The organism is Methylophilus glucosoxydans (assembly GCF_042676145.1).
In the GTDB taxonomy this organism is placed as follows: domain Bacteria; phylum Pseudomonadota; class Gammaproteobacteria; order Burkholderiales; family Methylophilaceae; genus Methylophilus; species Methylophilus glucosoxydans.
The window spans coordinates 1436788-1451335 of sequence record NZ_JBHTJW010000002.1 but is presented as its reverse complement, the minus strand read 5'-3'; the positions used below and the strand labels follow the sequence as shown (position 1 = coordinate 1451335).

General features: G+C 50.6%; 20 protein-coding genes. 2 read left to right on the top strand and 18 right to left on the bottom strand.

The annotated features are described in order from the left end of the window. Window positions 1-27: 27 nt before the first annotated feature. From ACFQ1T_RS09630 to rluD, 4 genes are all read right to left on the bottom strand, one after another. Entirely contained in the window at window positions 28-456 is a 429-nt protein-coding gene (locus ACFQ1T_RS09630) for a hypothetical protein (RefSeq protein WP_379076022.1), read from the bottom strand. Further along, a complete protein-coding gene (locus tag ACFQ1T_RS09625; protein WP_379076019.1) occupies window positions 453-1118 on the bottom strand; it encodes an HAD family hydrolase in 666 nt (221 codons plus the stop codon). Before ACFQ1T_RS09625 ends, ACFQ1T_RS09630 begins: the two co-directional genes overlap by 4 nt. Before the next feature lie 158 nt (window positions 1119-1276). Beyond that, entirely contained in the window at window positions 1277-2005 is a 729-nt protein-coding gene (gene pgeF / locus ACFQ1T_RS09620) for a peptidoglycan editing factor PgeF (protein WP_379076016.1), read from the bottom strand. Next, window positions 2005-3135 (bottom strand): 23S rRNA pseudouridine(1911/1915/1917) synthase RluD, encoded by a 1131-nt coding sequence (gene rluD / locus ACFQ1T_RS09615; protein ID WP_379076012.1) that lies wholly within the window; start codon window positions 3133-3135, stop codon window positions 2005-2007. The genes pgeF and rluD overlap by 1 nt, the downstream gene beginning before the upstream one ends. Window positions 3136-3181: 46 nt before the next feature. On the opposite strand from rluD, the gene ACFQ1T_RS09610 reads away from it, so the two are divergent. Next, window positions 3182-4015 (top strand): outer membrane protein assembly factor BamD, encoded by an 834-nt coding sequence (locus ACFQ1T_RS09610; RefSeq protein WP_338654338.1) that lies wholly within the window; start codon window positions 3182-3184, stop codon window positions 4013-4015. A 43-nt stretch (window positions 4016-4058) separates the two neighbouring features. Here ACFQ1T_RS09610 and ACFQ1T_RS09605 read toward each other — a convergent pair whose 3' ends face one another. The 13 genes from ACFQ1T_RS09605 to ACFQ1T_RS09545 form a co-directional block, all read right to left on the bottom strand. Beyond that, entirely contained in the window at window positions 4059-4496 is a 438-nt protein-coding gene (locus ACFQ1T_RS09605; protein WP_379076009.1) for a hypothetical protein, read from the bottom strand. A gap of 38 nt (window positions 4497-4534) precedes the next feature. Next, on the bottom strand, window positions 4535-4915 hold the full coding sequence (locus ACFQ1T_RS09600; RefSeq protein WP_379076006.1) for a hypothetical protein: 381 nt from the start codon (window positions 4913-4915) through the stop codon (window positions 4535-4537). Between the two features lie 91 nt (window positions 4916-5006). After that, window positions 5007-6230, bottom strand: coding sequence for a PQQ-dependent sugar dehydrogenase (locus ACFQ1T_RS09595; RefSeq protein WP_228518735.1), 1224 nt, complete (start codon window positions 6228-6230; stop codon window positions 5007-5009). 159 nt (window positions 6231-6389) lie between these two features. After that, window positions 6390-6617 (bottom strand): hypothetical protein, encoded by a 228-nt coding sequence (locus ACFQ1T_RS09590; RefSeq protein ID WP_275355444.1) that lies wholly within the window; start codon window positions 6615-6617, stop codon window positions 6390-6392. Window positions 6618-6676: 59 nt separating this feature from the next. Then, on the bottom strand, window positions 6677-7312 hold the full coding sequence (locus ACFQ1T_RS09585; RefSeq protein WP_379076003.1) for a hypothetical protein: 636 nt from the start codon (window positions 7310-7312) through the stop codon (window positions 6677-6679). Between the two features lie 146 nt (window positions 7313-7458). After that, window positions 7459-7887 carry an EamA family transporter gene (locus ACFQ1T_RS09580; RefSeq protein ID WP_194747765.1) on the bottom strand — a complete coding sequence of 143 codons (429 nt, stop codon included), beginning with the start codon at window positions 7885-7887 and terminating at the stop codon, window positions 7459-7461. 36 nt (window positions 7888-7923) lie between these two features. Next, complete coding sequence (locus tag ACFQ1T_RS09575; protein WP_379076000.1) at window positions 7924-8292, bottom strand: VOC family protein; 369 nt, start codon at window positions 8290-8292, stop codon at window positions 7924-7926. 14 nt (window positions 8293-8306) lie between these two features. Further along, window positions 8307-8639: a hypothetical protein gene (locus ACFQ1T_RS09570; protein WP_194747769.1), complete on the bottom strand. Its 333-nt coding sequence runs from the start codon at window positions 8637-8639 to the stop codon at window positions 8307-8309. A 118-nt stretch (window positions 8640-8757) separates the two neighbouring features. Then, window positions 8758-9078 carry a hypothetical protein gene (locus ACFQ1T_RS09565; protein WP_379075995.1) on the bottom strand — a complete coding sequence of 107 codons (321 nt, stop codon included), beginning with the start codon at window positions 9076-9078 and terminating at the stop codon, window positions 8758-8760. Window positions 9079-9156: 78 nt separating this feature from the next. Beyond that, a complete protein-coding gene (locus tag ACFQ1T_RS09560) occupies window positions 9157-9471 on the bottom strand; it encodes a hypothetical protein (RefSeq protein ID WP_379075992.1) in 315 nt (104 codons plus the stop codon). Window positions 9472-9555: 84 nt separating this feature from the next. Next, on the bottom strand, window positions 9556-9780 hold the full coding sequence (locus tag ACFQ1T_RS09555) for a hypothetical protein (protein WP_275355452.1): 225 nt from the start codon (window positions 9778-9780) through the stop codon (window positions 9556-9558). A gap of 389 nt (window positions 9781-10169) precedes the next feature. Then, the gene (locus ACFQ1T_RS09550; RefSeq protein ID WP_379075989.1) at window positions 10170-10553 is read right to left on the bottom strand and encodes a hypothetical protein; all 384 of its coding nucleotides are present in this window, start codon (window positions 10551-10553) and stop codon (window positions 10170-10172) included. Window positions 10554-10651: 98 nt separating this feature from the next. After that, window positions 10652-11113, bottom strand: a complete 462-nt coding sequence (locus ACFQ1T_RS09545; RefSeq protein WP_379075986.1) for a hypothetical protein — start codon at window positions 11111-11113, stop codon at window positions 10652-10654. A 164-nt stretch (window positions 11114-11277) separates the two neighbouring features. On the opposite strand from ACFQ1T_RS09545, the gene ACFQ1T_RS09540 reads away from it, so the two are divergent. Beyond that, window positions 11278-12273, top strand: coding sequence for an integron integrase (locus tag ACFQ1T_RS09540; RefSeq protein WP_379075983.1), 996 nt, complete (start codon window positions 11278-11280; stop codon window positions 12271-12273). A gap of 10 nt (window positions 12274-12283) precedes the next feature. Here ACFQ1T_RS09540 and ACFQ1T_RS09535 read toward each other — a convergent pair whose 3' ends face one another. After that, a complete protein-coding gene (locus ACFQ1T_RS09535) occupies window positions 12284-14476 on the bottom strand; it encodes a putative bifunctional diguanylate cyclase/phosphodiesterase (protein ID WP_379075980.1) in 2193 nt (730 codons plus the stop codon). Window positions 14477-14548 lie beyond the last annotated feature (72 nt).

Sequence of the window (14548 nt, the reverse complement as noted above, 5' to 3'; positions counted from 1 at the left end):
ACGCGTGCAGATGCCAGGTCACCTGACTCAAATAAACTGCGCAATGATGTAGCCAATCACAATGCCGATCAGCAAGGCCATGGTCAATCCGCGGTAGGTCAACACATCCCGTGAGTAACCACGACGAATGGCAATGTAAGACATCAGGTAACCTACGGCATTGAGCAGCCAGATAAAGCCAAAGCTGAGCACCTTGACAATGAAGGGGCCAATCAATGGCACCAGACCGATCACGCCGACCAGCCACACCAGCAACCCTGACAACAGGCCGAACAACAGTGTGACCGCCGCCAGTACCCGCGTATCCCAATGGAAATGCTGCCCCAGTAAAAACAAGCAAAGCAAAGCCACCGCGAACAATACCATTTGTGGCCAGGCGCGCAATGTACTACGCGTAGCACTCACCTCCCCCGGTGTATTTGCCGGGTGCCGTCTGGCGCGCAATCTTTTCATCATAAGGCATTATCCACGCATAGCCCGGCCACCAGGGCAGGCAAGTCAGGCACAGCGTCGCAGCACTGCCAATGCGGTTGACGCAAGGCCACATCGCCGGCATAGCCCCAGGTCACCAGCACGAAGTCCATCAGGTTGGCCTCGGCCGACTGGCCATCTTCAAGACGGTCGCCGATATAGAGGCAATCCTGAATTTTTAAATCATGCTCGGCGACCACGCGCCCTATCATATGCGCCTTAGACTTCAATGCCGGGCTGAAATAATCCAGTGCATAGACGCCCGCAAAAAAGTCCTGCCAGCCCAGATAGGCCATGATTTTTTCAGTCGGATCAAAGCGTTTATTGGTCGCAATATACAGCGCATAGCCCTCTGCCTTGAGTTGCTGCAGCATGGCCGGAACACCATCAAATACCACTGACTGCTGATAACCCGTGCTGTCATAATGCTGCTTGAAAGCTGCGGCCAAGGTATTCAACACAGCCGCATCTTCGCTGCCAGACAGCCGTTTAAGCGTTTCCATGAGCGGCGGGCCAATCACCTCATTGCCTAACGCCATCCTGAGTGGCGTATTGGTCGAACGAAAAGCCAACTCAAAACAATGCAGAATACTGGGTGCGGAATCGATGAGCGTGCCATCGAGGTCAAAAATCAGATGTTTTTTCATTATTTAAATAATATATTGGGTTGAGCCAGAGAGCACTCAGAGATCAATCTCTATCAACCAGCTTGCAATAGCGCAATATTCACATAATCCAGCGTATCAATCCTCGTGAGGATCCAATACGTTCGTGCCTGACGCTGCATCCACTATGGCGAAATACACTACTCCAGCCAAATCAAGCTGGCCATACGCCCGGTATCGCCATCACGCCTAAAGCTGAAAAACGTCTCTGGCTCACCATAAGTACAGCGTCCACCGCCATAGACCTGCGTCACTCCTAGCCTGGAAAGCCGTTGTCGCGCAATCGCATACAAGTCTCCCAGCCATTTTTCACCATGCGCCTGAAATGCATGTTCTGCCTGCGCATCTTGCGCCATAAATTGCGCGCGCACTTCACTCCCCACTTCAAACGCTTGCGGGCCAATGGCCGGACCTAACCAGGCCATGAGCGTGGCGGGCTCAACCGGCATGGCTTTTACCGTCGCTTCTATCACCCCGTCACACAAACTGCGCCAACCAGCATGCACAGCCGCCACCACACTCCCCGCCTGATCACAGAGTAATACTGGCAGGCAATCGGCGGTCATGGTGACGCAGACCACCTGTTTGCGGGTGCTAAAACTGGCATCTGCGCTTTCCAGACATGAAGATAACGCAGCATCAATTACGCGCACCCCATGCACCTGGTTAAGCCACACCGGCTCACTCGGCAAATAAGGACTCAGTAATTGTCTGTTGGCCGCCACATGCTGAGGCAAATCCTTCACATGATCCCCCAGGTTCAGACTGGCATAGCTGCCCTGACTAACACCGCCAAGACGTGTGGTTTGCAAAGCCTTCACGCAAGCAGGCGCGGGCCAATCAGGCAAAATAACAGGCAAATCAGCCATTATGCCTCATCCTCTTCGCCTTCTTCATCCCAGGCATCCTCATCCAGCTCAGCATCGAGATCTTCGTCAAAATCTTCATCGCCCCAGTCTTCGTCATCTTCACCAATGAACAAGCCGTTTTCATCCACATTGAAATCGACAGGCGCCAGCGGCTCATCGGGCAAGTCGGTCGTGCGCATAGCGTCTAATAGTTCACGCATGTCATCAGCAAGCTCAATCTGCCATTCCATGGGCGCATTCGTCACCGGATGAATCAAGCCGAGCTTGATCGCATGCAAGGCCTGACGCTTGAAATTGCCGATGACCTCACGCAATTCCGGCGTCATCATCTTGTGCGGAATAATATTGCCTATGCCATACAGCGGATCACCGACCATAGGCGCTTTCAGATGCTGCAAATGCACGCGGATCTGGTGGGTACGACCGGTTTCCAGGTTGCAGCGCAAATAGGTATTGGTGCCAAACCGCTCAAGGATCTCGTAATGCGTGATGGCGGTTTTACCTCGTCGCACCACCGCCATTTTGGTTCTGTGGTGCGGATGGCGGCCTATCGGCTGATCCACCTTACCATTACGCCACAACTGGCCCCAAACGATGGCCCGGTACTCACGTTTAACCGTGCGCGCCTGCAATTGACGCACCAGGCTGGTCTGTGCTTCCAGCGTTTTCGCAACCACCAGCAAACCGCTGGTATCCTTGTCCAGCCGGTGCACAATACCGGCACGTGGCACCTCTTTGAGCGCCGGCCAGTGAAACAACAAAGCATTGAGCAAGGTGCCGCTCCAGTTGCCGGCCGCCGGATGCACTACCAGACCAGCAGGCTTGTTAATAATGATCAGCGCATCGTCTTCGTATACGACATCCAGTGCAATGTCTTCTGGCTCAAACGCATTGTCCTGCGCATTTTTAGGGGGAGTCACTACCAGTCGCTCGCCTCCCCATACCTTGGTTTTGGCCGTGGGCGCCTTACCATCGAGCAAGACCAGACCTTCTTTAATCCAGGCTTGCAGGCGGCTGCGAGAATGGTCTGGCAACATCTGCTGCAAGGCCAGGTCCAGGCGCTGCCCGCCAAGGTTGCTAGGGACGACCAGCTGTAAGGAGGTGCTTTCTTTCATATTTTCAAACAGCATCAGTTATAATGCTTTGAGTTCCCTTGATAAAACAACATAAATCAACATGCTTCGCATTTTACCGCTTAACACCCTGTTCACGCGTGCTTTTATTTTGATCGGCGCGCTGGCCTTGAGTGCCTGTGCCATTTTCGGCAATCCGAATCCCCCTGACGAAACCAAAGGCTGGAGCGAACAACGCCTTTATGCCACGGGCCAGGAAAAAATGGTTGACCGTAACTATGACAAGGCGATTGAGTACTTCCAGAAGCTGGAGGCACGTTATCCGCATGGTGCGTATGCGACACAGTCCCAACTCGAAGTTGCTTATGCCTACTACAAAAAATCAGAACCGATTCTTTGCCTGTCTGCGATAGACCGCTTTATCAAGCTCCACCCTAATCACCCCAACCTCGATTACGCCTACTATCTCAAGGGCCTGGCCACCTTTAACGAGCGCGGCGTCATTGAAAAATATACCAAGCAAGAAATTAACGACCGCGACCCCAAAACTCTGCGTATTTCGTTTAACGCTTTTAAAGAACTGGTTGAACGGTTCCCTACCAGCCGCTATAAAAACGACGCCACCCAGCGCATGATTTACCTGGTCAACACACTGGCACTGCACGAAATGCATGTCGCGCGTTATTACATGCAACGCAAAGCCTATGTGGCCGCACTCAACCGTGCTCGCTATGTGCTTGAGACCTATCCCAATTCCAGCGCCATCGAAGATGCGCTGGTCATGGAGATCAGTGCTTACGATGCCATGGACATGACAGATCTGAAAAATGAAGCGCTGCGTGTTTTAAAAACCAACTATCCTGATAATCCTATGATTGCCGGTAAGGTTCAGGAAGAAGAAAAAGTCTGGTGGAAATTCTGGGAAAGCTTGTATTAAGCGCCTTCCATCCTCTAAAAAAACGCCAGTCTGCTGGCGTTTTTTATTGCCCATTCGTGATCACCGCCTGCGGCAAGCGCTTAAAGTGACGGCATTCAGCGGCCACGGCTGCCTTTTCAAACGGATGATCGTGATAGACATGGCGTCCGCGTAACAGCTGCCACAGTCCAGCCAGCAAATAGGCCGGAATAAAAAACAGGCCCCAGCATTCAGCTTGCCGCACATGCGTATGCTCATGTACGCGCAACTGCTGCAAAGCATGCGCGGAATAGCCAAGCACCACGTGACCGAATGTTATCGCAGCAAAGCCGCTATACCGGGCCAAGCGGCTGGCCAGCCAACCGCCAGAGACTTCCAACACGCCCTCCACTTGTTGCATTCGCGCGCCCGTCAGCATGAGCAGGCTGGCAAAGAGCAATCCAAGTACGGTATTAGGTGCGGCCCACAGATAGCGCAAACAATCCACGATAAATTTAGGCATAGGGCAGGAAATTGCGCAAAGAATGAAAAGATACCGGGTTAAGGGAGCCGATTTAAGCGCGATTGACGCCAGTACAGCAGCATGCCAACCAGCATATTTAGTGTCCCCTGCCAGACGGGCAAAAACAGGAAAATCAGGCCGCCCTGCGCATCGGGATACATGACCACAGTCTGGAAATATAGCCAGGCGACGACAGCCACTTCAATCACGCTAAAGCTCAACCATTGTTTTTGTATGCGCGGATGCTCAAAAAAATAATAGCCTGCATGCAGCGTCAGATAAGGGATTATCGTCCATAAAGTGATCAGCAAACCGCTCGCGCTTTCCAAAAAAGCAAATCCGCGCGCAGCATATAGCTCAAAGCCAACTGCCAACAGGGCACCTATCATGGCCGTAATCATGAGCGCTGATTTGAACATGCGCTCACCTCACCATCCACTGCATAGCACCCACGATGTTTATAGCTCGTCACCGCTATCATTTTGCCCCTCCTGGTTTCCCTGGTCCGTGCTATTTGGACTCAGGCGGCTCCTGCTCGGAAATCAGTAATTGATTGTGGTCGGTTTTAAGATAAAACGTCCCATTCTGGTCAATTTGGATGGCACGAATCCGGTATCCACTTAACACAGGTTCGGCATACACCAGGGTCGTGCCCTCCTTGCGCACGCGATACAGCGTAGTATTACCCATGCCAGCCACAAACAAATCATGGTCCCAAAAATCATTGCGGCCAGTGGCCGGATACTTCACTAGCGGGCCGATGCCGATGGAAGGTACAAACGTCATGGCCGGTTTTTCATAGCCTTCGTGGCTGTTAAACTTGTTGCCATAATAGCCACTCATACCGTCGCGCTCGTAAATAGTGCCATAACTGACAATCGGCCAGCCATAATTTTTGCCGCGTTTGATCAGGTTGATTTCGTCGCCGCCCCTGGGGCCATGATCCGTCAACCATAACTCATTGCTGTCGCGGTCAAAATACAAGCCGCCAGAGGGGGAGCGGAAACCACTGGCATACACCTCTGCATTCAAGCGCTGCAAGTCTATACGAATCACTTTGCCAACCGAGGTGGTCTTGTCCTGCACACGGTCCGGTTTGGAAAAATCGCCTATGCTCAGGTACAAGGTCCGCTCGTTTTCGCCCAGCGCCAGTTTGCCACCCACCTGATGTCCGAGTATCGGCTCTTTCATCGCCGGCCGGCTAATATAAATTTCGCGGTTAAAACTGACTTCGCTGTTCTCTACGTCGACCTCAAATTCGCTGACAGCCAGTCGTACGCCGTTATTGGCCTGATCCCAGGCGGTATAAGCCACATACAGGGTCTTACCCACCAGTAATGAATCCTTGACACCCGACAGTTCACGGCAATACACCAGCGATTTACTGCTACTTTCATCGGCAGAAGTTTCTTCACCCGGAATAAACTTCGCCAGCGGCTTGCCCGGCTTCACAAGCTCCATGGTTTCATTCTGGCGAACAAAATAAACCTCGCCACACTTGCTGATAAACAGGAATAGTTTTTTATCCAGGCGCTCAAACGGGCCAGTCGGGTATTGATCCTCAAATGGTAATTTATACTCTTTGAGGGCTTGCGTCCCAAACACGGACACAATCTTTGGTGTCTCCGGCTCCTGCTTTGCCTCTTTGTCGGCTTGGGCAGCATCACTGCCGGAGAGCAATAACTTGGGCACTGTCGCATCCTCTGCCTGCACCTGGCCCAACCACCCGGACAACAACAAAACAAAGACAACATGAATCAAAGATACGCGCGAGGCACGGCTCGCGCTTGTGAGTGAATAATGCAATGAAGGCTCCCTATTAGTTTATTTTTTCGAGTAGCCTTTGCTAAAAAAGTTTAAAAATAAAATTAAAAGTTATTTTTAAACAATATATTATTTATTTTTATTAAAGTAATTTGTGATATAAATTTTAAGCAAGAGTCCGGCGATCAGTACGCCCCAAGCGATCAAGGTGAGCTGAATAAAGGCGGCAAATGCGTCCTGCTGGCAAACCCCTTGCAAGGCGGCAAAAGACGCATCGCACCCAAATGCAACCACGGCAAAGGCAAAGCCTGGACCTAAATGCAAAATGGTTAACCCGTAAATTAAGCCTCGCAACACAGCGTCACCCAATCCCAAATACTTAAAGCCAGCATTGTAAAGTGGGCTGCACGGATAGACTACTGCATGCCTTTAAAAATCTGGTAAGTGCCGCCCGTATAATTGCCCTGAAACGAAGTCGCCCGCATGCCTGCCACTAACTCCATTTCCAGTGGGACATGTTCGTAGGAATAAAGCGCGTGCCCTTTTTGAGTGCAGCGCGGACAAGCAATATTGTCATAGCTGTATACGTCCACCTGCACCTCATCCAGCCCGACGATACGTTGCGTGTGATAAGCCCCCAGGATGACTTTCTGAATCACCACGCCCGGCGCCAGCTGAATATGCCAGGTGACAGGCTCATAAGCCATCAGGCCGAGAATCATGGGTTTGCTATCGTCAGTGATATTTACAGTGACTATGCGCTGATCTCGACCCGCCAGTAAAAACGCATCGCATTCACCTGGCACAAGTGGCCCCAACTTGCCCGCTGCCGCCCTGGCTGCCTGACATTGCGCCCACCAGGGTCGCTGGTCTGCCTCTGGTGGCAATGTGCCTTGGTAAACGCCAATGACATGCAAAGCCACGCTAGATTCCGCGGCAGATTTGAGGGGGATAGGCTGGGTAATGCTGGTCGGCTTTGGCGTACAACATCCAGCCAGCCACAAGGCCAGGGTGACGGCAAAAGCACGGTAAAAGGACAGTGAAGATGGCATGCTGAATACTTTCAACGCTGGTTTGTTGGCTAGGCATCACGTCATCAAGCATAAAAAAGCTTCATTCGCCGTGATCACCGCATGCATTTATCAATAAATTCACAGCGCAAGCAATAGCCATTTGGGGCTATCAGCCCTGGGTAAAACTAACGCTTCAAGGCCAGCAGCAACACGCCTGCGGCAACCAGTGCCAAGCCCAACCACTCGCGCAAAGACAAGCGCTCACCCAAAAACAGACAGGCAAATAGCGCAACCAGCACCAGACTGAATTTATCCACCGGTGCCACTTTCGACGCATCACCCAATTGCAGGGCACGGAAGTAACACAGCCAGGAAGCGCCCGTCGCCAACGCTGACAAGCTCAAAAACAGCCAGGCACGTCCCGGCAAACTCAAGGGATTACTCCACTTACCGGCCAGCCAGACAAAGGGCGCCAGCACCAGCGTAATCAGCACGGTACGAATCAATGTTGCAAAGTCTGAGTCTATGCCCTGAATACCGACCTTGGCAAAAATTGCCGTTAAGGCGGCAAAACAGGCCGACAGCGCCGCCCAGAAAAACCAATCGCCCGTCATTTACACCCTCCCCGTCCTATATAAACTTAAAGCGACCTAATCCACATTCTGGCCGATGCGCCACAACACGCCAGAAGGATCTGTCAGACAAAAATCGCGCATCCCCCATGGCTGCAACTGTATCGGCCAGAGCTTGACACCATATTTTTGCACGATACCCGTTTGCTCAATCTGCTGCCACCAGGCATCCACATCCGGGACCAGCAAATGCATCATAAAGTTTTCAGCCAGATTTTCTGCACAAAAATCCTGCAACAAAAAACTCACATGCTCAAAGTGGAAATAAGCCACCCCGCCACCCTCCGAGGCCATCTTGAAGCCTAAATCAAGATAAAACTGCTTGGATAACGCAAAGTCTTTGCTAGGCACAAACGCCTTGATTTCAGTGACCTGGAGAGTTGACATCTCAGCCCCTTTCGCTATCTAACCAGTAAATAGATCATCGCGATGGTTGTTGTCGCAGATAACCCCAACGACAAAAACAACATGGTCTTGTATGTCGTTACCTGTGTTCTGGCCTCCTCAGCGGCGTCTTCCAGAGCGAGGATCGCCTGCTGCATTTTTTCTGCCAGCAAGTGAATAGACTCGGCATTCTGCAAAGTCGCTGTCTGCAACTCCTCAATCTGCTTGGTCAATACAGGATCAACCTTTTCCGCCTCAGGCTTGGCGGTAAATGCCGGAATGGCAGCCGTTGCCACCTGTGCCAGATATGGCGCAACGGCTTTAAGAATGGGTAAAAACTGAATGGCCACGTGTATCCTTTCTGCCTTAACGCAATACATTGATGCTCATGGTAAAGGCTATACTTGCACCCGTCCAGCATGGATTTCCCGAACTCACGACCACACCCACGTAAGTTTCAGGCTAAGGTTACGGTTTAAATAACCAACTTTTGCGCATTAACACAGCAATCACAAAAGGCCAAAAGAGCGTATTAATCACATCATGCAAACTGGCATTCCAGCGCCAATATCCCAAGCTATGCAGGTCATCCCGCATATCCAGCACTTCACCGCAGCAGGCCACGATAAACACAGCGAGTAAGGGCATAAAACAATGCCCCTGCCTACGAAAAATGCGCATCGCAGCAAAAAATACCACCAACCCAACGTAAATATGCAATGCGTCTTTTGAAAGGCCCGTGACACTCACAATCGCCAATTTGATCGCTTGAAATGTTGAAACCGCCATACGCCCCTCATACTCTGGCGCGATCCGCAGCCACTAGTTGATGACTTTTGCTGAAACCTGATTGCATATTGCCAAGCCTCACTCAGATGTTGCGACAAGATCAAACTGACTTGCTATTGCTGCAATAACCTCTACCGGCCCCTCAATGCGCCATTCATCACAGGGATCCCACTCACATTTAAGCTTTATGCCAGCGCGTTTTAAGCGGATGCAGTCGTAATCAATGCCCGCATCAAAGCCACCGTAACGCGCATAAACTTTCCACCCCATCTGCTCAAGCTGGGGCAAAACACAGTCAAACTCTTGAGACCCGATATTGGCAATGGCTGAAAAATCTCTCCTCCGAAACGGCCACATTACCAACCGGCGCATCAAATTGACGAACAGCTGCATAACGTCTTGGAAAGAAGTCTGGATTCTAACGTGTACCCTGGGTGCCCTTAGACAGGGCCTAAACGGAGCGCCGCAAAAAGCCAGCTACTTTTGATTTGAGCGCTCTTTTTCATACTCTTCATAGGTTTTCTTGTTCAAATTCTCTAAACAACGGTCAACCTCACTCGGGGGTTGATTGCGGCAATTGTTCTCAGCGCCACGCTTGACACCCTCATACCAAGACTGGGAAGTGCAGCCTGAAATTGCCATGATCCAAAAAGAAAATGAGACAAAGGCGATATATTGTTTTGTTTTTACGGGCAGATTCATATTTAGGTGCTCAATAATTGTTGTGTTGGTTTCACAAGTGATTGTAAGGGACTTTACTAATTTTTAATTAATAGAGCAAACGGGGAGCTGTTCAGAATCGCAGCTGAACTGCCAGGCCTTGATGTGTAGCGGGTTGAGCCCGCGCCGGGGAGCCTGATTAACTCTAGGGGAGCTGATATACCCGACTAACGAATGAGGCCCCGACGCGCGTCTTTCACCAGGGGTCCGGGCCAATCATGCCCAATATGCCCGGTTGTAGTACCGCAGTCCTTCACCTTCTTGCTTAACACTGGCTACAGCAAAAGGTACTTATGCGTTGAAAAACTTAAAACACACAAAAACATTGCAGATAGCTATTGCTTAAAATGGGGAAGCCCTTGTAGTTTGAATTAAGGGGCTGGCTTTTGCCAATCCCGCTTGAATGATGGGTTAGACGGTTTTAAGTAACGTGATAAAACAACGAAACTTACAAACCAACTAAGAGTAAATGATACTGCTGCAAAGTGCCAAATTGGAGCAAAGAATTGATTGTATGGAACTGGTTTAAAAAGCAGCGAGATAAGAGGAACGAAAAAAGTAATGATTGGAGTAGGAACTGGTGCAACTACTATTGAGGTTAATAAAGATAAACCCAAAACGTAAACACCAGAAGATAGTAGTTTTTTGCGCATATATTTAGCAATAAAAAAACTAATGGCAAGAAATGGTGAAGCAAATACAGTCCATAAAACCGAGAAAAGCAGAACAGCTAATATGGCTTCAAGGATAAACATTGGTTTTGCCGTCTAACATAGAGCTAACCAGCACTGCGCGGCTTTATCGCGCAGCGTCCAGCGACCGAAGGGAGCGAGGTTGAGCGCCGGATTAGCAGTCATATTGGGTCTGGCGTGAAGCCACTGGGAAATTGAGAGGCGACTTGGGTATTGAGTACTGAGCCAACTGTCCTCTCGAACCCCAAGGCTGATTCATTGACGTGCGGAAAACCGCGCTCGAGTTGACGCCACATCTCTCGTGCAAGGGGGCGAAGTTCTAGACGTACGCCAGCTCGGGCGGTGTGCAGCCATACCAAGAGTGCGGCTGCGTCTTGCATTCGACCCTGTTTCTGGGCTTCGGCAATAGTTCGCGATAGAAATAGCGGGAAACCGACGTTTTGCCCAGTATAAATTATCGGATCCATTACGTTGTGACCTTCAGATTCAAGTGCGCGACGCATGTGGGTAGCGATGGCGACAACATGTCCAAGCTCTGGCCCATCCATTGCGCGAAGCATTTCGACAAAATGTGCCATCTCTTCGCGCTGCTTGTCCGATGACCAGCTATTGATTTTATTCATGAGCCAACCCATTGCGCACGCTCCTAGACGGCTAACGTTAATTAGACCCCAAAACGAACCTAAATTTTTATTCAGGACGGAGCCATAAAATTAATGAAATAATTTATTATAATTAAATCAATTATTAGTTGTTTTTTATAACACCTTGAAAAAAGGATCGCAGTATGGAAAACACACCTGAGGTAAAACCGGCTCCAAAGTTGTTTCCTTTAATCGTAGAGCGATTACGTTCACAAAATTACAGCAACCGCACCGAAGAAGCTTATATACAGTGGATTAAACGCTTTATTTTGTTTCATGACAAGCGCCACCCCAGAGACATGGGCACGGCTGAAATTGAGGCGTTTTTGAACCATCTGGCGGTAGAGAAAAAGGTGGCGGCTAGCACTCAAAGTCAGGCGAAAAGCGCCCTGCTGTTTTTGTATGATGAGGTGTTGGAGCGGAATCTCCCCAAACTTGAAAACTTGACCAAGCTCCCGGCAAAGAAAGAGTTGCCTGTGGTATTGAGCAAGCAGGAGGTACAGGCCGTGCTTTCTGGATTAGAGGGGACGATGTGGTTGATGGTGAGCTTGCTATACGGTAGCGGCTTGCGGGTGATGGAGTGCTTGCGCTTGCGGGTGGCGGATATTGATTTTGATCGGCTAGAAATTTTGGTGCGCGACCCGCAGGGTTATAAAAACCGTACGACATTATTGCCAGGAACGTTGGTGCATCCTTTAAAAACACATTTGGCGTCTATTGAGGCATTACATGCCGAGGATTTGAGTAAAGGTTTAGGGGAAGTCTGGATGCCTGAGGGGTTGGCTAAACGCTACCCCAATGCGGGTAAGGATTGGCAGTGGCAATATGTGTTTCCCTCCAGCCGCTTATCGGTTGCGCAGCAATCAGGCGGAGTTTACCGCCACCATGCGGATGAAAAACCAATACAGCGGGCGGTGAAAAATGTGGCCAAGCAATTAGGCATTAAAAAAACCGTGACGCCGAATACACTTAGGCACAGCTTTGCCACACACTTGCTGGAAGGTGGCCACGACTTGCAGACCGTGCAGCGCTTATTGGGTCATGCCAATGAGGCAAACACCAAAGTCTATGCGCAACTGGTCAACACTGGCGGGAGCGGTGTGTCCAGTCCGCTTGATGTGATCAAACCAATTGTGTAATCAAGTCCCGCTAAGGCGTTTGCTTTATCATCGAGAGATTTTCACAGCCGATTAATTGGGAAAATTGATCCGCAGGCATGGGTTTGCCAAACAAATACCCCTGCCCTTCTTCGCATTGTTTGCTTTTAAGGTATTGATATTGTTCTGCCGTTTCTATGCCTTCGGCAATCGACTGTAAATCAAAGCCATGGGCAATATCCAGGGTAGCGCACACCACAGAGTCGTCTTCTTTGTGTTGCAGCATACCATTGACAAAGGTGCGATCGATTTTAATGCGAGTGAGGGGATAAGTCTTGAGCAGGCTGAGCGAGGCGTAACCGGTCCCAAAATCGTCAAAGGCAATACCGACGCCGTGCTGCTTGAGTTTGCGTAGCGTGGCTAGCACAATCTCATCTTGATCCAGCGCGATATTTTCGGTAATTTCGAGTTCCAGCGCTTGCGCGGGTAGGCCATGTTTTGCCAACACCAGCATGACCTCATCGACCAACTCGCCGGTATGAAACTGCGCGCTAAATAAATTCACCCCTACCTGCAAATGCTCAGCACCTTGGCGGCGCCAAAATGCCAACTGGCTACAGGCTTCATCAAGTACCCAGCTGCCCACCGTGGCGGCCAGTGGCCCGCTCTCTAGTGCGGATAAAAAAGTAATAGGTGGCAGAAGACCGCGCAGTGGATGATTCCAGCGGATCAAGGCCTCGGCGCCAGTGATAAGGCCAGTTTGCAGGTTCACTTGAGGCTGGTAATACAACAAAAACTCGCCTTCATCGACAGCACGATGCAATTCAAGTGCATGTTGGCGGCGCGATACCGCGGCCTGGCGCAACTCAGGCACAAACAAACAGGCGCGGCCACGTCCTTGTGCCTTGGCTTTGAATAAAGCAAGGTCGGCATTGCTGACTAACTCTAAGGCTTCAAGCGTATGCAAGGGCGAAAGCGCAACTCCGCAACTGGCAATCACCCTCACAGACTGGCCTTGCATTTGCATCGGTTGCTCAATGCCATCAATCAGTTGCTGCGCAAACTGAGTGGCATCAGTTGGCACTTGCAGGCCGGGCACGACGACCGCAAACTCATCCCCACCCATACGCGCCACCAGACCATGCGCAGGGACAATCCGTAATAACCGTTGCGCGATTTCTCTCAATACGGCATCGCCAACGGTCCCCCCCATGGTGTTATTGATATCTTTAAAACCATCCAGATCTATCATAAACACCGCGGCAGCATGTGGCTGGCTGAGTGTTTCTTCAACAAAACGGTAAAAGCGGACCCGGTTATACAGGCCGGTGAGTGTATCGAGCAACGACTGCTTGCTTTCTGCTTGCAGCGTGGCTGCAGTGGCTGGCACGGGCTTGAGCACTGCTTCGAATTGCAGCTGGCCTTCAGCTTGCCAGGAAAATAACGATAGATTGACCAGAAAGCTCGTCCCCTCTTTATGAAGCCCTGTGAGCTCACACGAACTCGCCACACGGTCTAGTGACCGAGACTGCAATATGGTGTCTATTTTCTCTTGTAAAAGCGCAGCATCCGAGCTGGAAAACAATGTTTGCAGTGGGCGGCCCTCACCCTCGATGAGACGGTAACCAAACATATTGGCCGCGGCCTGATTCCAGGCAATGATCTGCTTGGCGGCATTAAACCAGACGATAGGGGTCGCAGCATGCGCCGCATATTCTTCAAAGTTTGGCCGGGTACGGCTGGCTGAAATTTCAATGCGGCGTAATTCAAGCCGGTCAGATACCATTTGCGCCAGCGCCCTCAATCTGGCCTGGTCTTCTAAAGAAAAATCAAAATGAGGTTGGTGGTCGACAATACACAGGGCGCCTAAGGCCAGGCCTTCTGGTGAAAGCAACCTGACCCCAGCATAAAAACGAATATTCGCCTCACCCGTGACCAGCGGATTGTCATGGAAGCGCTCATCCAGCAAGGCGTCTGGGACGACCATGACCTGGTTTTCGTTGATAGCATGGGCACAAAATGAAACATCACGGCGCATATCCATTTCGCCAGCGCCGACGGCGGCGGCGAAGAACACATGGTCGCTACCTATCATATTGACGGCCGCAATTGGCATGCGGAACATGCGCGCTGCAATGTCCACCACCGGCTCCAGATTGGCAATGACTTCTGGCTGATGCAGGCCATGGTCAAATAGCGCTTGCAACCTTTGCGGTTCATTAGCAAGTATTACTGGGCATTTCATCACACCCCCCTAGGCAAAGAGCATAGATGAATGACATGTCAATTTGCTTTTATGTCAATTCATAAAATTAAA